The 25,302-nt window shown below is 38.1% G+C and carries 17 protein-coding genes; 9 read left to right on the forward strand and 8 right to left on the reverse strand.

What is annotated here, in order from left to right:
* Positions 1-32 precede the first annotated feature (32 nt).
* The 8 genes from BC349_RS01450 to BC349_RS01485 all read right to left on the reverse strand — a co-directional run bounded on the left by BC349_RS01450 (position 33) and on the right by BC349_RS01485 (position 10,487).
* The gene (locus BC349_RS01450; RefSeq protein ID WP_187254974.1) at positions 33-5,537 is read right to left on the reverse strand and encodes an Eco57I restriction-modification methylase domain-containing protein; all 5,505 of its coding nucleotides are present in this window, start codon (positions 5,535-5,537) and stop codon (positions 33-35) included.
* Positions 5,509-5,991, reverse strand: coding sequence for a hypothetical protein (locus BC349_RS01455; protein ID WP_187254975.1), 483 nt, complete (start codon positions 5,989-5,991; stop codon positions 5,509-5,511). Before BC349_RS01455 ends, BC349_RS01450 begins: the two co-directional genes overlap by 29 nt.
* An 11-nt stretch (positions 5,992-6,002) precedes the next feature.
* The gene (locus BC349_RS01460) at positions 6,003-6,323 is read right to left on the reverse strand and encodes a DUF4134 domain-containing protein (protein WP_187254976.1); all 321 of its coding nucleotides are present in this window, start codon (positions 6,321-6,323) and stop codon (positions 6,003-6,005) included.
* A 100-nt stretch (positions 6,324-6,423) separates the two neighbouring features.
* Positions 6,424-6,882 carry a hypothetical protein gene (locus BC349_RS01465; RefSeq protein WP_187254977.1) on the reverse strand — a complete coding sequence of 153 codons (459 nt, stop codon included), beginning with the start codon at positions 6,880-6,882 and terminating at the stop codon, positions 6,424-6,426.
* Positions 6,883-7,005: 123 nt separating this feature from the next.
* On the reverse strand, positions 7,006-7,239 hold the full coding sequence (locus BC349_RS01470) for a helix-turn-helix domain-containing protein (RefSeq protein ID WP_187254978.1): 234 nt from the start codon (positions 7,237-7,239) through the stop codon (positions 7,006-7,008).
* Positions 7,240-7,584: 345 nt separating this feature from the next.
* Complete coding sequence (locus BC349_RS01475; protein ID WP_187254979.1) at positions 7,585-8,796, reverse strand: hypothetical protein; 1,212 nt, start codon at positions 8,794-8,796, stop codon at positions 7,585-7,587.
* A gap of 125 nt (positions 8,797-8,921) precedes the next feature.
* A complete protein-coding gene (locus BC349_RS01480; RefSeq protein WP_187254980.1) occupies positions 8,922-9,902 on the reverse strand; it encodes a helix-turn-helix transcriptional regulator in 981 nt (326 codons plus the stop codon).
* Between the two features lie 15 nt (positions 9,903-9,917).
* Positions 9,918-10,487, reverse strand: a complete 570-nt coding sequence (locus tag BC349_RS01485) for a GNAT family N-acetyltransferase (RefSeq protein ID WP_187254981.1) — start codon at positions 10,485-10,487, stop codon at positions 9,918-9,920.
* 553 nt (positions 10,488-11,040) lie between these two features.
* On the opposite strand from BC349_RS01485, the gene BC349_RS01490 reads away from it, so the two are divergent.
* From BC349_RS01490 to BC349_RS01525, 9 genes are all read left to right on the forward strand, one after another.
* Entirely contained in the window at positions 11,041-11,430 is a 390-nt protein-coding gene (locus BC349_RS01490; RefSeq protein ID WP_187254982.1) for an HYC_CC_PP family protein, read from the forward strand.
* An 89-nt stretch (positions 11,431-11,519) separates the two neighbouring features.
* Positions 11,520-12,401: a DUF3347 domain-containing protein gene (locus tag BC349_RS01495; RefSeq protein WP_187254983.1), complete on the forward strand. Its 882-nt coding sequence runs from the start codon at positions 11,520-11,522 to the stop codon at positions 12,399-12,401.
* A 65-nt stretch (positions 12,402-12,466) separates the two neighbouring features.
* Positions 12,467-14,740: a multicopper oxidase domain-containing protein gene (locus tag BC349_RS01500; protein WP_187254984.1), complete on the forward strand. Its 2,274-nt coding sequence runs from the start codon at positions 12,467-12,469 to the stop codon at positions 14,738-14,740.
* 94 nt (positions 14,741-14,834) lie between these two features.
* Positions 14,835-15,152 (forward strand): DUF6660 family protein, encoded by a 318-nt coding sequence (locus tag BC349_RS20215; protein WP_379802208.1) that lies wholly within the window; start codon positions 14,835-14,837, stop codon positions 15,150-15,152.
* Positions 15,153-15,379: 227 nt separating this feature from the next.
* Positions 15,380-19,699, forward strand: coding sequence for a CusA/CzcA family heavy metal efflux RND transporter (locus BC349_RS01505; RefSeq protein WP_187254985.1), 4,320 nt, complete (start codon positions 15,380-15,382; stop codon positions 19,697-19,699).
* A 10-nt stretch (positions 19,700-19,709) separates the two neighbouring features.
* Positions 19,710-20,918 (forward strand): efflux RND transporter periplasmic adaptor subunit, encoded by a 1,209-nt coding sequence (locus tag BC349_RS01510; protein WP_187254986.1) that lies wholly within the window; start codon positions 19,710-19,712, stop codon positions 20,916-20,918.
* 217 nt (positions 20,919-21,135) lie between these two features.
* A complete protein-coding gene (locus BC349_RS01515; RefSeq protein WP_187254987.1) occupies positions 21,136-23,265 on the forward strand; it encodes a heavy metal translocating P-type ATPase in 2,130 nt (709 codons plus the stop codon).
* Positions 23,266-23,320: 55 nt separating this feature from the next.
* A complete protein-coding gene (locus BC349_RS01520; RefSeq protein WP_187254988.1) occupies positions 23,321-23,995 on the forward strand; it encodes a response regulator transcription factor in 675 nt (224 codons plus the stop codon).
* Positions 23,996-23,998: 3 nt separating this feature from the next.
* Positions 23,999-25,270, forward strand: a complete 1,272-nt coding sequence (locus tag BC349_RS01525) for a sensor histidine kinase (RefSeq protein WP_187254989.1) — start codon at positions 23,999-24,001, stop codon at positions 25,268-25,270.
* The last annotated feature ends 32 nt before the right edge of the window (positions 25,271-25,302 follow it).

Below are 25,302 nucleotides of genomic sequence, written 5' to 3' on the forward strand. Positions count from 1 at the left end.
AATACGGGTAAGTAAGGTAGGGCTACTGCACATCAAATCCTCATTCCCTTTACTTTGGTATCTTCTGTTTTTTTCTTTGGCAATAGGCTTTTGCCATTTTTTGGTGTGTCAGGTTCCATTTTTACAACCGGTGTTTCAGGAGTTGCATCAGTTGTATCATGCTGTCTAATCTGGTTGGCCTGTATCTTAATTGTAATCTCCCTTTCCAATCTAATCACATCTTTCTTCAACTGCCCCAATTCATCTTCCTTATCAAAAGCCTTTGCCACTATTTTTTCCAACATCGGAATATTTTGCTTCAGTTCATGTAAATCCTTTTGATACTTTTCTTTGAGAAATTGCACCCTGTCAATAGCATTCAGGAAATACCGGGCGGCAAGTTTGGGGTTATCAATATTAATATGGCCCTGATTCCAGGAATATTTGATGCCACTTTCTTTGCTTTCGGCATAAAACACATTATTGTATTTATATTCAAACATGCCTTTATCCTCATAAGTTTCTTTTTGTCGGCGGATGTACAAGTCGAAGCCATAGAGGTCACCGATTCTTTTGTTGTCGTCATCCCCAATGCCAGGCTTCCAGTTTATATAAAGATGGATTAAATGGCTGCCGATAGCTTCGGCATCCGTACTGTTCAAATCTTGAAGGTGAACAGGGTTAATCTTTATTCCCTCTTTATCATACTGCAACTGCCTTTTGTATTGTTTCTCATCAATACTCAGCTTCTCCAATGTTTGCAATGTTTTACCTTTTTCTTCCTGCAGGTTTTCTAATTTAAACCTTGACCGGAATATTTCTTTATGGTGAGCATTGCGTAAACTCTCCAACACTGCAATCTTTTTTTCCATCTTTGATTTTTCCAGCAATGTTGTATCGCCGGATAAGATGGCAATGTATTCAGAAAAATTCATGCCGCTTTTTTCATCAATGCTTCCTTCATCAATCGTTCTTACATTCAGTTCACAATTCTTCATCTGGCTGATAAAGGTTTGCTTATTCTTCAAAAGATTGAATTTGTAGTTATCCAATGATTGCTCAACAGCATAAATAAAATTCTTCACTTTGTTTTTGTAAAATTCTTTAGCAACAATATTTCCCTGCCTTGCGCCACGGCCATCCCTTTGTTCCAGTTCAGATGGTTTCCAGGGAATATCTAAATGATGCATCGCAACTACTTTTGCCTGAACATTTAATCCGGTCCCTGCTTTTTCTGTGCTGCCCAGCAAAATGCGGATGTCTCCATTATTCATTTTGCGGAATAACTCCGGCTTTTGCTTATCTGTCCAGTCATGAATGAAAGTGATATGCTGAGAAGCTACTTTAAAATCATTGATGAGTTTTTGTTTAAGGGTGTCGTAAATATTGAACTCATTTGGTTTAGGAGTACCAATATCACAAAATAAAATTTGTGTGCCTTTGTGTTCTTTGCTTTGCTCATATATCTCTGCTACTTTTCTTGCACAAACATTTACTTTATTGTTTGGATGGTCGCTGTACTTGCTTGAATCAATTAACCGCATATCTGCCGCCATCTTTTTGGCATAGTTGGTTGCAATTAACATTCGGCCTTTGTCTTCTGCATCTGTCAGTCTTGGCCTTCCGATTAATTCTCCGTCACCTGTTTTGGCAAACTGCATCAATAGCTTTGTAAATTCCTGTTGCTCCGGTGTGGGTGGAATGTTGACTAACTGTTCGTCAATTTCCGGCTTATCCAGATTAATATGCTTGGCTGTTTTATAATCAGTAATCTCATTATAGAACAATGCCAGTTCCGGTACTTTAATAAAATGCCGGAATCGTTCCTTCGCAATAATTTCATTGGTTATAGAAAATTCAAAGTCGGTTGTCTTTTTTGCAAACACTGCCGCCCAGCCATCAAAATTTTCAACATGCTGCCGTTCCATTTCTTTTGGCCGCAGGTATTTAAACAACAGGTACATTTCGGTAAGGCTGTTGCTGATGGGTGTACCTGATAAAAAAGTAACACAGAGGTCGCTGTTAAATCTTGTTTGCAATTCCCGTACAGCAAACAACATATTCAATGCTTTCTGGCTGCCTTCTTTATTTCCCAGCCCCGCCACTCTATCATGCCTTGTGGTGTAGGTAAGATTTTTATACTTGTGGGCTTCATCTACAAACAAATGGTCAATACCCAATTCCCGAAAGTTGATACCGGCATCTTTCTTCTCTTCAATATTCTTTCTTATTTCCTGCAACTTCACACCCAAATTAGTTTTACGTATCTCCAAACCTTTCAGCATACGCCGGGATATTTCGCCACCCATATCTTTTATGGTGTGTAAATCCCTTTCTACATTATCCAGTTCGGCTTCTATAATCTGCTTCTGTATTTCCGGCGACTGCGGGAATTTACCAAACTGGTCATGAGTAAGGATAATGCAATCCCAGTTGTTGTTTTTAATTTCATTGAACAACCGCATCCGTTTTGACGGCGTAAAATCATTTTCGTCTGGTGCCAGTATCCTTGCATTGGGATAGGCTTTACGATAGGTGTCTGCAATCTGCCGCACATTGGCTTTGAGGGCAAGAATCATTGGCTTATTTACTATCTTCAGCCGCTTCATTTCATGAGAAGCAACAACCATCGTCAACGTCTTACCCAAGCCCACTTCATGGTCAATCAATGCACCTCTATTCTGCACTATTCTCCAAACAGAATTTTTCTGAGAACTGTATAAGTCCTCAATAGCCAATCTTTTTCTATCCAAGCCGGGAAACTGCAAATGGCTGCCATCATATTCTCTCAGCACATAACAGTTGAAAGTATCATTGTACAGTTTTTCTAATTCTTTCTTATCAGCATCAGGTAATTCTTTCAGCCAGCCAATAAAACCGTTGCGTATGGATTCTATTTTCTGATGAGCCAATTGTATGGCTTCGCTATCAGGTACTCTTATTGCTTTATCACCTGTTCCAATTTCATAAGTGTAAAGGGGAGTGGTATTTTCTAAAGCATACTCCAATAGTGAATCGCCATAAGTAGTTTTTCCACTCTTTGGGGTTACAGCATATTCCTGGTTTATTTTTGCATTGGTAAGCCTTGCTTTTACTTTGAAAGTGTCTAAAGAAGGAAAATAGTTTACTTCCGTATTCAGTTCAAAAAGCTGTGAAGCAAAACGATTGTAGTAGTCAAGCGGAATCCATCTTTCACCCAGGTTAAAATCGAGCAATTCAAAAGGTATTTTCTCTGGTTGAATCTTTTGTAAACCATGAAGGCTTTTAAGCAGTTGAACATTATCAGGATTTTTCTCAACAACTTCAGTTGCTGCTTTTAATTTGAATACCACATTGCCGCTTAACAACTGGTCAGCAGTTTCCCATTGAAATGTGGAAGGATTAAGATAAATATTGTTGCCTAATGCTTCAATTGTTTCTGCCTCTGTGCTATCGGTGGCGGCTGCAATAAATTCAATATCTACTTTACCCTTATCGTTCAGGCTTTTTGCTAATGCTTCTAAAGGGTTGTCAGTTGTAAATACTTCCTGCTTTGGTACTAAGGACTGTGTAAGTATATCGGCTTTTACAAATTGTTCGCCTTCTTTTCTTTCCAATGAAGAAAGCATGGTTAGCCCAAATGCTTCATCTTTTAAAATCCTTTGCCTGTTAATAGATGAGTTCAGCAAGCCATACCCTTTCGTTAATGATTCATAAGCTTCATTCAGTTCTTTTCGCAAATCATTATGCTCCGTTTGTTCGGTTGTTTCTTTTTCAAACAATTCAAAATAGATATCCCTAACCATAGTGTATTGTTCGTAAAAGCCAAGGTCTTTTTTATCATTGAGGCTGGGCATAAATACAGGCTTGCCATCATCCGATGCCAGGTAGGAAACAAAGCCGACACGGCTATTATGTACAATCAGTGTACCTTCTTTATGTAACGGATTAGAATCTTTTAATGCTTCCAGTTTGTCATCATCTCCCAATGAAATATGAAATACTGCTTCGCCATCATTGTAAAATTGCTGGTCATATTTGTTTAGCCTATTGGTTATGCCAGCCAGTTCATGCTGTAGTAAAGCCGCATTCATCCAGTTAGCAGAGAACTGTAATTCTTCGGCATTTGAGTAAAGCTTATAAACATATTGTTTGAAGGCTGTTGATTTGGCCGTCATTAATACAATCAATTCATGCTCCGGTTTGTCTTTAGTTCGGATGATGTTTAAAATTCTTACCGTCTTTTTATCAACTACTGTAGCATCAGCAGGGTTAATGTAAGCCGCAGCCCGGTTAATGGTATTGGAAGAGCCGGTATCAAACAAACCTAATTGCACAGAAGAATTGTCGGGTTTATTTTCCGGCATATCCGTATAAGTAAGTTGTTTGCCTTTAGGTTTCTCAATTTGCTTACTTACTTGTTTGAGATTTTCTGCATTAAATCTTTTATCAAAACCTTCGCTGATAGTTCTGCTCAATGCAGGTGCAATCAAATTGATGTCACCGGTTTGCCAGATGGTTTCATGTGCCTTGCCGTACTGGTCTTGGCCGGGTTTTATTTGATTACCCAGAATTATTTCAGGATGTAAAACGATGTATTGATTCAATGAATAATTGCCGAATTCGTTTTGCTGTTCGACTGTATTTAGTAACCGTTTTTCTTCTGCGGAAAGTGACTGTTTGGTTTGATTTTTTTGAACAATCAATAAATGGCTTGGAGCTTCTGTGTTGCCCGTTTCCTTCATCAGGTTCTCCGGCATTACATTCAGGCTGATGAAATCTGCATGATTGAAAAGATATTCCCTTGCAGTATGGTTAGATGGACTATTAAGAAAAGCATCGGTTGTTATATAAGCCAGCAAACCACCATCTTTCAACTTATCAAGTCCTTTTGCAAAAAAGTAATTATGAATTCTATCTTTCAGCTCTTTTACCTGTATGCTTTCATCATACACTTTAAAATTGCCAAAGGGAATATTGCTGACCACTAAATCAAATTGTCCATTTTCCGTAGCAGGGGTTTCTTCAAAACCTTTAATTTGAACAGTAGTAGAAACTGAAAATGAACTGCTTAATGCAGTTAACACTTTGCCGGTTAGAAAATCTTTTTCTACTGCGTTGACAGTTTGTAATGATGGGAAGGCCGCCGCCGCTTCTGTTACAAAAACACCTGCACCACTACTGGGTTCGTACATAGCAGTAGGTTCAATGCCCTTTTCTTTGAGAACAGTAAATAGTGATTGCGGAATTATTTCAGGAGTATAGAAAGCGGTGAGGATGCTGTTACGGATTGAATCAATTGCTTGTTTATATTCTTTCTCTGTAAGTCGCTGCTCCAATAATTTATGCAACTCCATTATCTGCGGATGCAGTTTTAAATCTTCTTTTGAAGCGTTTAGTTTCTTCCATTCTTCTTTAGAACTATTTGGAAACAGAACTGCTTTTAACCCACCAAAACCGGCATAGTTCTTTAAAGCAGAAATCTGGTCAGCAGTTAATTGTTTTTCGGCTGACCAGTTTAAGGCAATACGAATAGCCTCAATATTGTCTTTAAGTTTCTGCTGACTGTTGTAACTCATTGCTCACATTTTCATTCACACGGTTACTTTCCACGTATTCACTTACGGCTCCGGTTATGGCATAGCGGATAAATTGATTATCCTCGTTTTCTTCTGCGAATCGTAAATCATCAAAAGTGGAGTTGCAATAGTTAATCATATTGACAACTTCATGCTGAAGCAATCCCGATTGAAAAAGCAGCTTATAGTCAGTTTCAAATTCAGTTTCCAGGATATTCAGTATGTAATTATACCTTGATGGTCGAAGCTCTTTAGTAATCTCTTCAAAGCAGGTTTCTACAATGATATATTCTGGCTGGCTGCCATTCTTCAATTGCTTTATTAGTGGCCCGGCGGTACTTACCTTATCATACAGCCAAACACGGAGTTTGTCTTCTGCTTCTAAAGCAAAGAGTATATCAGGATTGTTATCCCTGATATACTCCAGTAATTTGCCAATTAAGACTTCTTTCATACGCAAAGGTTTTATACACCAAAGAATGAACGGATAACGGTAGCTACAATTACCAGGAATACGCAACTGCCAAACCAGGCCGCAGCTACTTTTCCGGTATCATGGTCGCCACTGTTCCACTTTTGATAAACCTTCACGGCTCCAATCAAACCTACAATGGCGCCTACTGCATACATAAGATTTACCCCAGCGGCAAAGTAGCTTCTTACTTTCGTGTTGGCTTCATTTATACCGGCGTTGCCATCTTGCGCAATAGCTGAAGCAGTAAGGAGCACCAATACAAAGCAGATAGTGCCACTAATCAATTTTCTTCTTGCAATCACTTTTTTCATACACACATTATTTTTGAGAAATGAATAAAAAAAGAATGCTTCATTATACTAACCCATCCGCACTTGATTTTCCTGCACGCAGATAATGAAGCATTACTTTTCAATGCCAGATATATTGGATGTCAGCCATTGTAAACTTTTCAGGAAAATATTGATTTAGCAACCCGGATATTGTAGTTTCTACTTCAGCTTTATTTTCCGTGTTGTTTAAGTCTGGATATTTGTTCAATATTTGCTGAATAGCAAAGCAAATTTTTTCTTTTGGGGCTTGTGGTTTTATTTCAGACAGGTAAGCATTCACTTCATCCCAAAATGGTTGCAGTTTACTATTTACTTCAAAAAGCATTTCCTTTGGTAAAAAATCTGCATGGTTGCTGGCAGTAAACTGTTTTTTTATTTCAGCTACCGGAATGGCTATTGCTTTGTCGTTTATTTTTTTTATACCTATTATGGAAAGTATTTCCCAGCGAAAATATTTGTACGCTACATAAGTGTAATATATAATTATTGATAACAACAGAGTGGAGATGTATTGGCTCCATGATATTGATTGTAACATGACCCGTTAATCTTTAGTGATGAATTTGTATAGTTAACAGGAATACAAAAACACTTCCAAAAACCGAAAAATGGAGATAGGTTCGGTAGGACTACCTTAATGGTGAAAAGTATGAACGGAGTATTATTCGTAATCAGTTTTCAGCAATTCTGACGGAGAAATTTCCAAAGCCTTTGCTAACTGTAAAATTGTAGTAAAAGTTATATTGATTTGGCCTTTTTCTATTTTTGAAATTTTGCTGTTATCAATATCACAGGCATACGACAGTTCCCGGAGACTTAGATTTTTCGCCTCCCGGAGCCTTTTAATATTTGTACCCAGCTTTTTTAGATTGCCTTTGTCGCTTTGCCGAATCATGTTAAACAATGAATTGGCAAGATGACCTAATCAGGCATAATAATTGCGGTCTAATAAGGCCGCACTTTGCAATTACATGAAGATTTTAGCAATGAAATTTGAATTATTCATAAAAAGTCCGCTACAAAATCATCCCTTAACTCCGGGATTTCAGGACCTGTGCCGCCGTCTTTGCTTTAATAATATGGAACAACTGCTTAACTGGCCGGTCAGTCAACTGTTGAAGTTAGATGGTTTTACATACCACCATTATCAGGAACTGTGGAAGTATCTTGATAAGAATAATCTTGTGAAGCTATTGAAATATTGATTTCATTTTTTCAATGTGCCAGAGCATGTGATGTTTTACAATTTGCTCAAAATATGAATCCATTTATGGAGCATATCCTTCATCACATCAATTGTTGCTTTATCAGGTGCATGATATTTTGTTTCTAAACTGCCAAATGAAATTTCTTCCCGCTGCAAAGTGGTGAAAGTTTTAGCAACAGTACGCAGCATCGGGGCAACTGTACGATTAATAACAATTTTATCAACCACCAAAAGCCGGATGAGCAAGCCTAATTTGGCAACAGACAATGTTGTATTGATTTTGTTTTCAGGCTCAGTTCCGGTTGAATTTGCTGCCGGAGTAAAATGGCCAGCCTCACAGTATTTTATTTCTTCTGTTATCCATGTACTTACCTGTTCTTTTAACGAAGGCATATTATCATCGAAATAATAATTTATTCTTACTGGTAATTGATTTATAATTTTTAATTCAGAGCGAAGCATTAATATCTTTTCAGATTTTGTTGTAATTGCTGATAGCAGATTAACCAACCTGTCAAATTCATATATAACAAACGCTGAAGAATTAAAGTTATAGTAGTACAATAACTTTCTGATACTGTCGGTTGCAGGATTCACTTCTTTTGAAAGTTCCCGTAGCAATTCCTTTTCATAAAAATGCAACCGATATGTAACCGGCTGATTTTGATTTTCAAATGAACTTACGAAATGATTATGCAGTGTTTCTGTTAGTAATTGTTCCATTAAACCTGTTGAATTTAATTTAATCCGCAGGGATTCTGACAAGGTATTAATTTCTTTTTTGTAGAATGATATTAATGCATCCGGCACTCTTTCATTTTTATCAAAATAAGTTCCAAAATATTCTTGTATAAAATGAAGTGCCTTTAACAATTCCTGTGTTAACAAACCGGGTTGTTTATCATTTATAGAAATTGAGGAACAGGAGCAGACTAAAGAAACCTTGTCTAATAATTTTGTCAGCATTAATTGAACCATCCTGATGAATTCCTCTTTATCCTTTGCATAGTGCCTGCCAATCATTTCATCTAAAATCAATCGCTGCAGATTTTCGGCGGTATTACTCCACTTATTCAATAGCTCAACAAAAACGCTATTATCCGGTATAACAGAACTGTTATCCGCATCGGCAAAACCGTCAGCAAGTGATAAGTTCCATTGGTGAAGTATTTCTGTGGCAGATGTTAACTCCATTTTCTCGGTTGCTTCTGCAACAGAAGCAATGCCATTCTCTCTTTTTGACATGATGTATAATTTGGTATTACGAATACCAAATGACTATCAAATTATAAACCCTTTGCTATACGCAAAACTTACTATTTCCCTGCGTAAAAATGACTATTTTATTCAATTCAGCCCAGCTACGCATTTTATGCCATATCAAGCTTTCTGCTGAGTTCTAAACGATTAGAAACTTGCGCCTTTTCAAAGATATTCTGCACATGCTTGGCCACCGTTCTTTCCGCTATAAACAGCATCTCGGCTATTTGCTTGTGTGAATAACCTTTGTACACCAATATAACAATTTCAATTTCTCGAGTTGTAAAGCTGTATAGTTTACAGTTTTGTGCCAGCCGTTCTTCCCGGGTTAAATTTTCCAATTCCTGTGTTCTTTTTCTCACCTCTTCCTGAAGTTGCTCATTCCATTTCAGCAATTGGTCTTCAGAATCAATCAGCCGCTGATGCTCAGCTTTTACCTGCGTAATATGCTGCTTTAGCTGCAGGGCAAGCAGCAATAGAAATCCGGTATTGGTAGTAGTTGCTTCAACTGCCTGTCCAAAATTGAAATAATCAATTACTGGTAACCCAACCCACGGCGTAAGGCTCAGGAAAAGAACTGCAACTTCTTCTTTTGCGGCCTTAGTTTTAAAGTTATTTTGATATTTAAACTTTACGGCGCCTGTTAAAGTAACAATGACCCATACAGCATATAGCACAGGAATTATAAGCAGATTTTTTGCCACATCTAAGTTGCCTGAAACAACAAAAAGCAAAACAAAAATCAGGTAAGGAATTACAAGGAAAAGTATGACACCTTTGTAGGCATGAAACCTCATTTTTTGCAGCGAAAAGGCGTTAAAGACATAGTACGGGAAATAACAAGGGGTGATAAACCCGGTTGCATAGGCAATAGATAATTGTACATAGTAAGAGCCGGGGATATTAGGGTCTGGCAGAAAACCGCCTGTGACATTATAGAGAATTAATAATAAAATCAGAATGATGTTGAGGAAAGTTGATTTATCATCCGGCCGTGCCATACGGTAAATGACAAGGTATAAAAGAATAACTGTTTCTATGCAAATGAACAGAAACGTTATAATATGCATTTGGGTACCCGGCAAAAGCATAACCTTGTATTTTTGTTAAGGCGTTTTCATGCAATACAGCTTATATCCGAAGTCTAATTCCCGGTATGTTTTAAAACCATGCTTTTCATACCAGGGTAAGTTTTTAATGGTAGATGTTTCCAGGCAAATTGTTCTGTTTTCTGAAAGACCTTTTTGAATAATTTCATCGAGCAACTTACTGCCAGTACCATGTCCTTGCTTCGAAGGCTCAACGCCTATAAACCATAAATAATAAAGTGGGGCATTAGGGTGTATTTGTTTGATAGCAGATTCACGGCTGATGGCTTTCTTAGTGTTTGAAAGCCCTGTAACTAAAAGGACCAGTTTTATGTCGAGCAATATTGATTTTAGGGTAACTTTTTTTCTATCGGGAACAAGTACCAGAGCACATGCTTCTCTATAATCCGAAATAAAAACATCACCAAATAAATTACAGAAATCGAATGAGTATTCCATCAGGTGTTTCAAACGCTGGTCTCTTTTCCCGTCTTGTTTAATTATGTAATTGACACTTTTATTGTCAATAAAAGACCGGGTTAGTATATCTACCACCAATTGCTTATCGTTTGGTTTGGCCCTAAACATAAATCAAATTATAGCTTCTAAACATTTGATAATCAATTTTTATACCATTATTTAATTTCATGTAATTTGTGATACTATCTTGTTGAAAAACAGCAGGTGTTTTAAACAAGCCGATATAAAAAGTGCTGATAAAAAGTAAAATTTCAATACTTCACCTAACAAAATTCGAAGTCGAATAACCAAATCAGTAAGTGTTTTTACCTATGATGGTATTTATCAAAAATATGGTCTGCAACCGCTGTGTAATAGTCGTAAAGCTGGAATTGGAAAAGCTGGATTTGCTTCCGGCATTGGCATTATAACATTTCTTGCTGGTTTTTATCCCTTCATTAAAAATGTAGTCATATTTGCATTGCTGATGTAAGCTTAGTTGATGTCTTACAAAGCGTATTTAACCAGCATAAAATAAAATATGCCAGTTTAGCAGCAGTTTTGAACCTGCCCGTAGGTATTGTTGCTTTTATAGAAGACACTTTAATGATTAACATGAGTGGTATAATGCTGATAACAATGTTATAAATCCAGTATGTTTTAAAGGTATATCTTTGCAGAGGTGAAAAAAATAGTCGTCATATTGCTCCTGTTAATCTATGGTTCCGCAACAATGGGAGCTACTATTCACCTGCACTACTGCATGAACGAATTTGTTGGATGGAGTTTATGGCATGGTAAAAAGGATAATAAGTGCGGAAGATGCGGCATGAAGGAAAAGAAAGATGGATGCTGCAAAGATGAACACAAGCAGGTAAAGGTTAAAACCGAACATCAAAAAAGTGCAACAGCACAATATATTCAATTTGCAGATGTTCCGGCATTAGTTATTCCCATCACTGATATTAGTTTTAAGGGAATCGAAGTATCACTGCATTTTCCTGTATCAAATGCCCCGCCCAAAATCCCAAGAGAACGGCTTTACATGCTGAATTGCGTTTACTTAATTTGATTTAGTATTAGTTAATTTTTGCCGACACTTTAAAGAAGTGCTTCGGCTTAATGTGCATCTTATAAATCAATAAATTAAATTCAAAAGAAATGAAGTCAATCATATTAATGGTGTCAGTTGGTTTATTTTCAATTACACCGTGCCAGTCTCAAATTAAAAATGCAAAATCAGAAACCATAAAAGTGTACGGCAATTGCGATATGTGCAAGTCAAAAATTGAAAAAGCCGGAACGGAAAAGGGCATTAGTAAAACAGTATGGGATGAGAAAACAGACATGGCAACTATAAGCTATAATTCAAAGAAAACATCAACAGATGCGGTGCTTAAAAAGATAGCCCTTGCCGGTTATGACAGTGATAATTTTTTAGCCCCTGACGGAGCTTATAATGTCTTGCCTGGTTGTTGCAAATACGACAGGGTTAATAAAGTGGCTGTAATTATACCTGTTAAAGACCAGGCGATGGAAATGAACATTAATCACAGTGAACATAACATGAAGATGGACACGGCTAAAATGAATATGCCTTTGCAGGAAGCTAATCAGTTGCAGGCCGTGTACGATAATTATTTTGGCTTAAAAGATGCGTTGGTAAAATCAGATGCCATAACAGCGGCTTCTAAGGCTGCGGCAATATTAACCGCTATTAATGCTGTACAGATGAACAAAATGAAAATGGAAGACCACATGGCATATATGAAAGTGGAAGCTGACCTTAAAAAAGATGCAATTACCATCAGTACAAAAAAGGATATAGCCGTACAACGGGAGGCATTTGCCAATCTTTCAAAAAATATGATAGACCTGATAAAGGGTGTTAAACCAACTGAAGCTGTATATCTGCAGCATTGCCCAATGTACAATGATGGTAAAGGAGCAGATTGGCTGAGTAAGGAAAATGGAATAAAGAATCCTTATTACGGCAACATGATGCTTAATTGCGGTAAAACAGTTGAAACTATAAAGCAATAAAACACATGGCATTGCTGGAATAACAACAGTGCCTTAATTAATCTCACACAAATGAAATTTTTGAAATGGCTATACAGAAAACTATTTATAAAAAAGTGTTGCCGTTAGCAATACTTTTTACATTTCTTATATTAGATTTATTTGCTCAAAAAGTTGTTCGTTACGACTTGTATGTAAAAGACACCATTGTAAATTTTACCGGAAAAGAAAAGAGAGCCATCGCAGTAAACGGGCAAATTCCTATGCCCACGTTAATATTTACCGAAGGCGATACAGCAGAAATTTATGTACACAATTTATTGAAGGAAGAAACGTCATTGCACTGGCATGGCTTATTCTTACCTAACAAAGAAGATGGTGTGCCTAACCTTACTCAAATGCCAATCAAGCCGGGCGCAACTCATATTTACCGTTTTCCGATTATACAGCATGGCACACACTGGTATCACAGCCATTCGGGTTTACAGGAGCAAATAGGGATGTACGGAAGCTTTGTAATGCTGAAAAAAAGTAACGGCACAATACAACGGCCGGGCATTGATGATTTACCCACCGTACCGGTTATATTAAGTGAGTGGACAGACTATAAAGCGGAAAATGTACACAGGATGCTGCATAACGCCAATGATTGGTTTGCCTTAAAGAAAAATGCGGTACAGAGTTATGCAGAAGCAGCAAGAGCCGGGCATTTTAAAACCAAACTGAAAAACGAATGGAAACGGATGCTGGCGATGGATGTAAGCGATGTGTATTATGACAGGATATTGATGAATGGAACGCCTGAATCTGAAATAAAATCGGTTGATGGAAAACAGTTAAACGGTGGTGATAAAGTAAGGTTGAGAATTTCAAACGGCGGGGCATCCTCTTATTTCTGGCTGCGGTATGCAGGTGGTAAAATAACGGTTGTGGCAAATGACGGCAATGATGTGGAACCGGTGGAAGTAGACAGGCTAATAATTGCTGTTTCAGAAACCTACGATATAGTGGTTACAATACCTGTTAATGGTACCGCCTTTGAATTAATGGCTACAACGGAAGACAGAACTAATGCTGCTTCTTTATATGTTGGTAATGGCATCAAGCAACTTATTGAGCCCATGCCAAGATTAAAATATTTTGAAGGTATGAAGATGATGAATGACATGATGAAGATGAATGGCCGGCTTGATGACATGGGAATGAGTATGAGCCTTAACCAAATGGATATGAATGTTGTTATGTACCCGGAAATTACAGGTTGGGAAAAGAAGAAAGGCGACAGCAGCATGAAGGGAATGGATATGAGTAGTGACCCCAACAGGTATAATGCAAATGCTTTAGGTGATATCGTTACGCTGAATTATTCCATGCTGAAAGCTCCTGCAAAAACCACTTTGCCCATAGCCGAAACAAGAACATTAAAATTTGAACTCACCGGCAATATGAATCGTTACGTATGGAGTATGGACAATAAAGTGGTGAGTGAGGCTGATAAAATTCTGGTTAAGAGAGGGGAAAACCTGCGGCTTATTCTTTATAATGGCTCTATGATGCGCCATCCCATGCACCTGCACGGTCATGACTTCAGGGTTGTTAACGGACAAGGAGAATATGCTCCACTTAAAAACATTATTGACATTATGCCAATGGAAACCGATACGTTGGAGTTTAATGCAAATGTTGAGGGTGATTGGTTTTTCCATTGCCATATCTTATACCACATGATGAGTGGCATGGGCAGAGTGTTTAGTTACCAAAATCAGGCAGCCAATCCATTAATTCCAAATCCTAAACTGGCGCAGCGTAAATTATTTGCAGATGACAGGAAAATGCACTTCATGTTTTTAAATGATTTTGCTACAAATGGCAACGATGGTGAAATGATGCTGCAAAACACCCGGTGGAGCATTGGTGGCGAATGGCGGCTTGGTTACAATGATATGCATGGTTATGAAACCGAGACACATATTGGCAGGTATATTGGAAGGATGCAATGGTTTATGCCCTTTATTGGTTTCGATTGGCGGTACAGGAAAACGGCTGCAGGCAAAACAGAAAAAAATCTCTTTGGGCAAAGCAGCACAAAAGATAACAGGGCTTTGCTAAGCGCCGGATTTAATTATACTTTGCCTATGCTGGTTCGCTTGCAGGCCGAAGTATTTACAGACGGTATCGTTCGTTTTCAATTGAGAAGAGATGATATACCTGTTACAAAAAAAGTAAGGGCCTCTTTCATGGTTAATACCGATAAAGAGTATATGTTGGGTGTAAATTATATACTTGGCCGAAATTGGTCACTCAGAACACACTATGATAGTGATATGGGGTTTGGGGCTGGTATAAGTTTTAGTTATTAGTCATTTTGCCGGTTGTTTTAAACACAACCGGCAATACTTTTGCAACCATGTGGCAACCTTCTATTTGTAAACCTTTGTTTCTATATTTGCAGCAGTGAAACCGTTTTTCTTCATACTCAGTTGCTTTATGCTCTACATGTCTTTCTTGCCATGTGGGGATAGTTTGGAGTGTAATGCCAAAACTGAACTGAGTATAAAAGCAAACGACAATCACCAGCAGCACCAACATCAGTCAGAAGCCTGTACGCCGTTTTGTACTTGCTCCTGTTGTGCAGCATCTGCTTTCTATTCTCCGCTCTCAAAAATACAGGCATCAAAAATTGTTTTTCTCTCAGAAAAATATCCATTACTTAATGAAGATGCCGAAACAGATACTTTCTCCTCTATCTGGCAACCGCCCAAATTATCTTAATTACTTTTTGTTGAATTTGTTGCATAACCTTACGGGGTATGTACTGCATTATCCATTTTCAATTATGTAAAATGGCAACTATCAAAAAAACTAAAAAGGCAAAGCCGCCTTTATGGTTAAGAGTAATTAAAATCATTGTTATAGTACTGTGTTGTGCCATTCTTTTAGCAGCCATTGCAGAAAGAATTTATCACTTCTCCAGGCATATAACCAAATAGTAAACCGACATGCTCAATAAAATCATTCATTTTAGTATAAAAAATAAACTCATCATTGGTGTAATGACACTGGCTCTAATTGTTTGGGGTTTGTGGAGTGCCAAACAATTACCGGTTGATGCTTTACCGGATGTTACAAACAACCAGGTGCAGGTTATTACCCGTGCCCCAACGTTGGCTGCACAGGAAGTAGAGCAATTTATAACCTATCCCGTGGAAAGGTCTTTATCCAACATTCAAGGCATTGTGGAAATGCGTTCCTTTTCCCGTTTTGGATTAAGTGTTATAACAATTGTTTTCAAAGAGAACATCAATATCTATTTCGCAAGGCAACTAATTTCTGAAAAGTTAAAGGAAGCTGTGCAACAAATCCCCAAAGGGATGGGAAATCCTGAACTGGGGCCCGTAACAACAGGTCTCGGAGAAATCTATCAGTATGTTATTCACCCCAAAAAAGGCAGCGAACAAAAATATTCTGCAATGGATTTGCGTACCATGCAGGATTGGATTGTTGGCCGCCAGTTAACCGGGATTGCCGGTGTGGCAGAGGTCACTGGTTTTGGTGGCATTAATAAACAATACGAAGTAGCGGTAAATCCAGACAGGCTGAAAGCAATGAATGTTACCATTCCTGAAATATTTACCGCCCTTGAAAAAAACAATGAAAATACTGGCGGCGCTTATATTGACAGAAAGCCCAATGCTTACTTTATAAGAGGTGTGGGTTTGGTAAAAACTTTTGCTGATATAGAAAGCATCGTCATCAAACAACAAAACGGTATTCCCGTATTGATAAGGGATGTGGCAACCGTACAATTTGGTTCACCGCCACGTTACGGCGCATTAACTTACAATGGCGAGAAAGAGGTTGTTGGTGGCATTGTGCTGATGATGAAAGGTGCAAATAGTGCCTCTGTTGTGGAACTGGTTAAGGAAAGAATGGAAACGGTAAAAAAATCATTACCGGAAGATGTAGAGATTGAAGCATTTTTAGACCGCACCAATTTGATTGACCGGGCCATCAATACGGTTAAAACAAACCTTGTTGAAGGTGCGTTGATTGTAATTTTAATCCTTGTTTTATTCTTAGGAAATTTAAGGGCAGGTTTAATCGTAGCTTCTGCAATTCCATTGTCTCTCTTATTTGCATTAGCCTTAATGAATTTATTTGGTGTAAGCGCCAACCTGATGAGCCTGGGTGCAATAGATTTTGGGTTGATTGTAGATGGTGCTGTAATTATTGTGGAAGCAACACTCCATTTTCTGGGTGCAAAGAAAATTACCGGCAAACTAACGCAGCAGCAGATGGATGAAGCCGTTGAGGGAAGTGCGAAAAAAATGATGAGTTCCGCAGCGTTCGGGCAAATCATTATTCTTATTGTGTATTTACCCATTCTTTCTTTACAGGGTGTGGAAGGAAAAATGTTCCGGCCAATGGCAGAAACAGTTGGCTTTGCCATATTGGGCGCATTGTTGTTGTCGCTTACTTATATTCCGATGATGAGTGCTTTATTTCTTTCAAAAAACACCAGCCATAAAAGAAATTTTTCCGACAGGATGATGGATTTCTTTCAGCGGGGATATGCACCGCTTTTACAGGGAGCAATTAAAATTAAATATGCTGTAGTAGGTATGGCAGTAGCCTTATTGGTTGTGTCCATTGTAATATTTAAAAATATGGGCGGTGAGTTTATACCTACTTTAGAGGAAGGTGATTATGCCATTGAATTTGTATTGCCGCAAGGTTCATCCTTATCGCAAACAACAGAAACAGTGATGATGGCACAGCGGATGCTGCGGAAATTTCCTGAAGTAAAGATGGTAGTTGGAAAAACCGGCGCTGCTGATATAGCGACAGACCCTATGCCGCCCGAAGCATCAGACCTGATGGTGATAATGAAACCTAAAAGTGAATGGACAACTACTAAAGATTTTTATGCGCTGGCTGATATAATGAGGGATAAACTCTCTGAGATACCAGGTGTAATAGCAGAGCCAAGCCAGCCCATTCAAATGCGATTTAATGAACTGATGACAGGCATTAGGCAGGATGTGGCCATAAAAATATTTGGAGAAAATTTAGATACATTAGTTGCTTACGCAGATAAGGTTTCAAAAGTCATCAATCCCATAAAAGGAATAACACAGCCACAGGTAGAACGGGTAGATGGATTACCACAGATTACGATTGAGTACGACAGGGCAAGGCTTGCAGGTTATGGATTAAATATTGAAGATGTAAACCATGTTATAAGTACTGCCTTTGCAGGTGAAGTTGCAGGAGTTGTTTTTGAAAACGAAAGAAAGTTTGATTTGGTAGTTCGTTTAGACAGCACCCACCGTTCTTCATTAGAAGATGTTAGCAATTTATATATACCAATGAGAGACGGAAATCAAATCCCCTTATCACAAATAGCAACGATAGCATTTAAAACCGGCCCTGCACAAATAAGCCGGGAAGCTGGCAAGCGGCGGATTTATGTAAGCTTTAATGTAAGTGGCCGTGATGTAAGCAGTGTTGTAAAAGAAGCACAGCAAAAATTAAACGATAAAGTAAAATTGCCACCCGGTTATTATTACACCTATGGTGGCACATTTGAAAACTTGCAGAAAGCATCTGCCAGGTTGATGATTGTTGTGCCGCTTGCATTGCTTCTTATTTTCTTTATGCTATACCTCACCTTCCGTTCAATTAAAGAAGCCTCACTGATATTTACTGCAATTCCTATGAGTGCTATCGGTGGTGTATTTGCATTACTGATAAGAGGAATGCCTTTCAGTATTTCAGCAGGCATTGGATTTATTGCATTGTTTGGCGTTGCAGTGTTAAACGGTATTGTTTTGATAAGCACATTTAATCAATTAGAGAAAGACGGAATGAAAGATATTATGCAAAGAGTGAGAGAAGGAACAAAAATTCGTTTGCGACCAGTATTGATGACAGCAGCGGTAGCTGCCTTGGGATTTATACCAATGGCATTAAGTAGTGGTGCAGGTGCAGAAGTACAAAAGCCTTTGGCAACTGTTGTAATTGGCGGGTTGATAACTGCTACATTTTTAACCCTGGTGGTTTTACCATTACTCTATATAATTTTTTCATCAAAAAGAGAAATGAAAATGAAACCGGTTGCAGCAACCATTGTAATTGCGTTTATCATGTGCATATCGAATAATGTGCAGGCACAGCAGCCTGTAACAAAAAGAGTAAGCAGCAGCGAAGCCATCGCATTGGCAAAAAACAACCTGCAATATGAAGTAAACAATCAACAGGTAAACAAAGGCAAGGCCCAAATTAAAACAGCAACAGCTTTGCCCAAAACAGGTGTGTTTGCAGAAAATGAAGATATGCGGCCAAGTGATAATACTGGTATTTTGAAAATTGGTGTTTCGCAATCACTATCATGGCCGGGTTTGTATAAAGCACAAAAGAATTTGTATGGGGAGCAGTTGAAGTATTACAATCTCGGTGCTGCTGCAATTGATGTACAATTGAAAAGGGATGTGAGAACAGTTTATTACCAGCTTTGGTACTTGCAGGATAAGCAGCGATTGTATCACCGCTTAGACAGTATTTATAAATCACTGAACGCTGCCGCTATACTAAAAGTAAAAACCGGCGACAGCCCCGGCCTTGACAGCATTGCTGCCAATGTACGAATGAGAGAGCTGCAGGCATTAATAACACAGATGAGTAAAGAAATGCAGATACAGCAGCAATCATTAATGCAATTACTCAATACAACAGATGCTTTGCTTCCGCAGATGATACCAATGGAAAAATTGTCCATGCCTGCTATGGCAAGTGATAGCACTCATCCTTTATTGGCTTTGCAATCACAAAACATCAATATAGCCAATGCAGGTATTAGTGTAGTAAAGAATGAAAATAAGCCAGAGTTTTCAGGCCGTTTCTTTTCTCAACGGTTATGGGGAGCTAAAGACCCCTTCACCGGTTTTTCTGTAACAGCAGCCTTTCCATTGTTCGGCGCAAAAGCATACCAGAGCAAAGTAAAAGTGGCACAGGCTGACATGGCAGTACAGCAAAAGCAATATGAGTACGAAACACAGGTACTAAATACACAGAAATTACAAATGCAGCAGGAAGTGGAAAAAAACCGAAGCATGTTGTCATTTTATGAAAGCACCGGGTTAAAGCAGGCGGAAGAAATCATTAAAGCCGCATCATTGGCATACCGTGCCGGTGAAATAAGTTTTGCCGAACTGTCTCAGTTTTTAACACAGGCTATTGAGATACAAAAGAATTACCTCGAAAATCTCAATGCGTACAATCATTCAGTCATTCAATACAATTATTACATCAATCAATAAAAATAAAAAGATGAAGAAGTATTTTATAATAATCACAATTCTCACCATTACAGCAACCTTTGTTTCATGCGGTGGTAAAGACAAAGAGGAAGCAGCCAAGCCAGAAGAAGTTCATACAGATGAACATGCTAACCCAAATATGGCAGTATTGAGTGAAGAGCAAATAAAAAGTATTGGTATAGAGCTGGGCACTATTGAAGAAAAGCAACTAACTGCCGCACTCAAAACAAATGGTGTGCTGAAGGTGCCTAATCAGAACAAAGCAAAAGTGAATTCTATATACAGCGGTGTTATAAAATCATTGCTGGTTCAGCCCGGTAACCTCGTAAGAAAAGGACAAACAATTGCCACTATTGCCAATCCTGAATTTATACAGGCACAAAGCCAATACCTGGGCGTTAATGCAAAAATTTCTTTTGCCGAACTGGAAGTAAAACGGCAAAAGGAATTGAACGAAGGCAATGCAGGGGCATTAAAAAATTTACAATCGGCTGAAACAGAATTAAGAAGTTTACGGACTTTAAAATCAACATTGGCACAGCAAATACAATTAATGGGTATTAATCCTGCACGGCTTAGCAATGGTAAACTAATTTCAGTACTGGCAGTAACAAGCCCTATCAGTGGCGTAATAAGTAATGTAAATGTAGAAATGGGCAGCTATGTAGATGTAACAACTACAGTTGCAGAAATAGTTGACAACAGCCAGTTGCATCTTGATTTATTTGTGTATGAAAAGGATTTGCCAAAATTAAAAAACAACCAGACAATTCACTTTACAGTAACCAATAATCCCGGTAAAGAGTATGATGCACAGATATTTTCACTGGGCTCATCATTTGAAGGCGAAAGCAAAGCCGTTTCGGTTCATGCAATGGTTAAAGGAGACAAAACAGGATTGATTGATGGCATGAATGTTACCGCCATTGTGAGTTTAGACAAAACAACAGTTCCTGCAGTACCCAATGAAGCTATTGTAAGAGTGGATGGACAGGATTACATTTTTGTTTTGGTTGATAATATTGCGACGGACAGTCCTAAGCAGAAGGAAACAAAAGAAAAAACATTTGAAAGGATTCCCGTTGCAAAAGGCACAGCAGACATTGGATACACAGAGATAACATTGATAAAGGAAATTCCTAAAGGAGCTAAAATTGTTACAAAAGGTGCATTTTTTGTTTCAGCAAAAATGACCAATACAGAAGGCCACGAAGATTAACAAGATTTAAACTGCCAGCTATGTATTTTTACATTCATAAAATTTACAAACATGAAAATGAACAGGCTCAATTGCTGGAAGTGTGTAGTAATGCTGGCTTCCGTTCTGGGAATGGTAAGTGCTTTCAGGGCTTAACAAAAAAATACACATTATAGTAAAGGTTGTGGATGGAAACATCTGCAACCTTTTTTATTGTCCATTTCAAATGAACAGAAACATGATAAATAAAACCCCCAATCATAAACATACTTACGATGCACAAGGCAAACAGCTTTGCTGCACACAGGAAGAAAAAATAAACCTGAAAGCAGATGAAAAGTTGATTCAGGAGCATGGCAATGGAGCATGTTGTGTTGTGGATGAAAAAACCCGGCAAAGCCATTTTAAAGGCGATGGACATAACCACGGCATTAGGTTTAAAAAGGAATTAGACCACAATGAACATTCAGACGATGACGGTCATGACCATTCAGGCAGTGAGAACAGCAGCACATTTAAAATGTTTCTACCAGCCATTATCAGCCTGGTCTTATTGTTATCTGCTATTGCATTTGATAACTGGTTTACTCAAACATGGTTTACCGGATGGGTTCGTATAGTTTGGTATGTAATGGCGTATGCACCCGTTGGCTTTCCGGTTATTAAAGAAGCAATAGTGGCTATTGGCAAACGGGAAATATTTTCTGAATTTTTATTGATGTCCATTGCAACAGTTGGTGCCTTTGCCATTGCCCAATATCCCGAAGGCGTTGCGGTAATGTTGTTCTATGCTGTTGGCGAAGTGTTTCAAACATTGGCAGTAAAAAGGGCGAAGGCAAATATTAAATCATTGCTTGACCAGCGGCCTGATGAAGTAACCATTTTAGAAAATAACCAATCCAAAACTGTTAAAGCAGAGAGTGTAAATATTGGCGACATCATACAATTAAAGTCAGGAGAAAAATTAGGATTAGATGGAGAATTGATTTCTGAAACAGCCTCTTTCAACACCGCAGCCCTCACAGGAGAAAGCAAACCCGATACTAAAGTAAAAGGCGAAACGGTATTGGCAGGAATGATAAACCTGAATACCGTTGCACAGGTAAAAGTTACAACTGCTTATACAGATAGTAAACTGAGTAAGATTTTAGAACTGGTACAAAATGCAACAGCACAAAAAGCCCCGACCGAATTATTCATTAGAAAGTTTGCAAAAATCTATACTCCCATTGTGGTTTTGTTAGCAGTACTCATTTGTGTTCTGCCAATGCTGTTTGTAGAAAATTATGTATTCAGTCAATGGCTTTACAGGGCATTGGTGTTTTTAGTTATCAGTTGCCCTTGTGCATTGGTTATTTCAATACCGTTAGGATATTTTGGCGGCATTGGTGCAGCCAGCAAAAACGGAATACTATTTAAAGGCAGTAACTTTTTAGACATCATTGCCAACATTCAAAATGTAGTGATGGATAAAACAGGTACAATGACGGAAGGTGTTTTCAAAGTGCAGGAAGTAAACATAAAGCCAGAGTACAATAAAGATGAAATACTGGCAATGGTTAATGCGTTGGAAAGCCAGAGTACACATCCTGTTGCAACAGCCATTCAACAGTATGTTGGTAATATCAACACCGAAATAAAATTAAATGCAGTAGAAGAAATTGCAGGGCATGGATTGAAAGCAGAAGTTTATGGCAAAGAGTTATTGGTTGGTAATTTTAAATTGATGGACAAATTCTCCATCAAATACGACATTGAACCTTCAACTATTGTTTATACCCTGATTGCAATTGCTTACGATAAAAAATTCGCAGGCTATCTCACTATTGCTGACAGTATAAAAGAAGATGCACAGGGAGCCGTAAACAAACTGCACGACATGAATGTAAAAACCACGATGCTCAGTGGCGATAAATCAACCGTTGTAAAATTTGTGGCAGAAAAATTAGGAATAGATAATGCCTTTGGCGATTTATTACCAGAAGATAAAGTAAACAAAGTAAAAGCCATTAAAGACCGCAATGAAACTGTTGCCTTTGTTGGTGATGGAGTAAATGATGCCCCGGTAGTGGCACTAAGTGATGTAGGCATTGCAATGGGTGGTTTGGGTAGCGATGCAACAATTGAAACTGCCGATGTTGTTATTCAAGACGACAAGCCAAGCCGGATGGCAATGGCCATCAATATTGGTAAACAAACAAAGAAAATAGTTTGGCAAAACATCATCCTTGCATTTGCAGTAAAAGCAATCGTATTAATATTAGGAGCCGGTGGCCTTGCTACTATGTGGGAAGCTGTGTTTGCTGATGTGGGAGTAGCATTGCTGGCAATTTTAAATGCAGTGAGAATACAACGAATGTCATTTTGAAGCATTTATTCAGAATCCCTTCAGAATTGTACCTTTATTTTATGAAAACTTTGAGATGAAATTACTGATAGTAGAAGACGAAAAAGAGCTTAGTAAGAGCATTGTGGCTTACCTTAAGCAGGAGAATTATCTGTGTGAAATTGCTCCTGATTTTAAGACAGCGTTGGATAAAACAGAGTCTTTCGACTATGACTGTGTATTGCTTGATATTACCCTGCCAGACGGAAATGGGCTGAATGTGCTGAAGGGATTGAAAGCCGATAATAAAACGGATGGTGTAATAATTATTTCGGCTAAAAATTCTATTGATGACCGTATTGCCGGTTTAAATCTTGGTGCAGATGATTACCTGGCAAAGCCATTTCATCTTTCTGAACTGAGTGCAAGAATTGCCGCAGTAATCCGGCGCAGAAGATTTGATGGAAATAAAGTACTTGTATTGAATGAACTAACTATTGATACCCTTGCCAAAACAGTTTCGGTAAACGGTAAAGGTGTTGACCTTACAAGAAAAGAATACGACCTGTTACTTTATCTTGTTAGCAATAAGAACCGGGTAGTTTCAAAAAATGCTATTGCAGAACACCTTTCGGGTGATGAAGCAGATGTATTTGATAACTTTGATTTTATTTATGCCCACATGAAGAACCTGAAGAAGAAAATGGTGCAGGCCGGTTGTGAAGATTATATAAAATCCATTTACGGAATGGGCTATAAGTTTGATATTTAACGAATGAAATTACTCAACAAGTCACTGAAGGGACATATTGTATACTCAGTATTGGTACTGTTTGTATCAATGCCGGTTTTCTATTTTGAGCTTACAAGTATTGTTGCTGAAGATGTGGACGAAGACCTTGTAGCCCAGAAGGCTGACCTGGTGGCAAAGATGGAAAAAGTAATTGCAAACAAACCCTTTGAGTATTTCCAGGTTTTTGAACCTGATATTCATATCAAACCTGCCAATACTAAAAGAACAAAAGATTCCATCTATACCATTTCATTTTTTGATTCTATTGCAAAAGAAAATGTACCACACCGTGTTTTAGAAAGCACTGTTGTGCTGAATAGCGAATGGTACAACATCACCATAAGTAAATCGCTGGTAGATAACGATAATTTGATATTCAGCATAGTCATGGTGCAGGCAATAATTTTAGTACTCATAATTATGGGTTTGTTATTTATCACCCGGTATCATTCAAAAAAACTCTGGAAACCGTTTTATGCTACATTAGGTAAACTGCATGAATACAAAATTGAAAGCGAAAAAAGTATCGAACTGGAAAAAACCGACGTTGATGAGTTTGCTGATTTGAATAAAACCATCAGCAATCTAACCAACCGAAATCATGAAGTCTATCTTTCACAAAAGGAGTTTACTGAAAATGCCTCACATGAAATGCAGACTCCATTGGCGGTATTTCAGAGTAAGGTTGAACTGCTGATGCAAACTACACCGCTTACCAGTGACCAGGCAGAACTCATTACAGAACTATCAGAGGCCGGCCAGCGGATGAACCGGTTAAATAAAACGTTGCTGTTACTTTCAAAAATTGAGAATAACCAGTTTACAGATAAAGAATCAGTGAATATTGACAAGGCAGTTCAAAAACTGGCAGAACAATATAAAAATGCACTCAATCAAAAAAGCATATCGCTTCATACAAGAGTGGCTGGTGATGCTATAATAAATGCCAATCAAACATTGATTGAAATTCTGATTGGCAATTTACTGTCAAATGCCATCCGCCATAATGTGCAGGGCGGCAGAATTAATATAATCATTGAACCCAATCAATTTAATATCAGCAATACAGGCAACACAAAACCATTAGATGCATCGCGGCTTTTTCAGCGTTTTCAAAAGCAAACGGCTGATACCAATAGCCTGGGTCTTGGGCTTGAGATTGCAAAGCGGATTTGCAGTTTGTATAAAGCTGACATTACTTATAACTACGCTGATAGTTTACATTCATTCAATGTAAGCTTTAACAATTCATGAATTAAGGTCTTCAGATTCCTTACAGTTTCTAA

The sequence above is a fragment of the Flavihumibacter stibioxidans genome (assembly GCF_014332695.1).
GTDB lineage: Bacteria > Bacteroidota > Bacteroidia > Chitinophagales > Chitinophagaceae > Flavihumibacter > Flavihumibacter stibioxidans.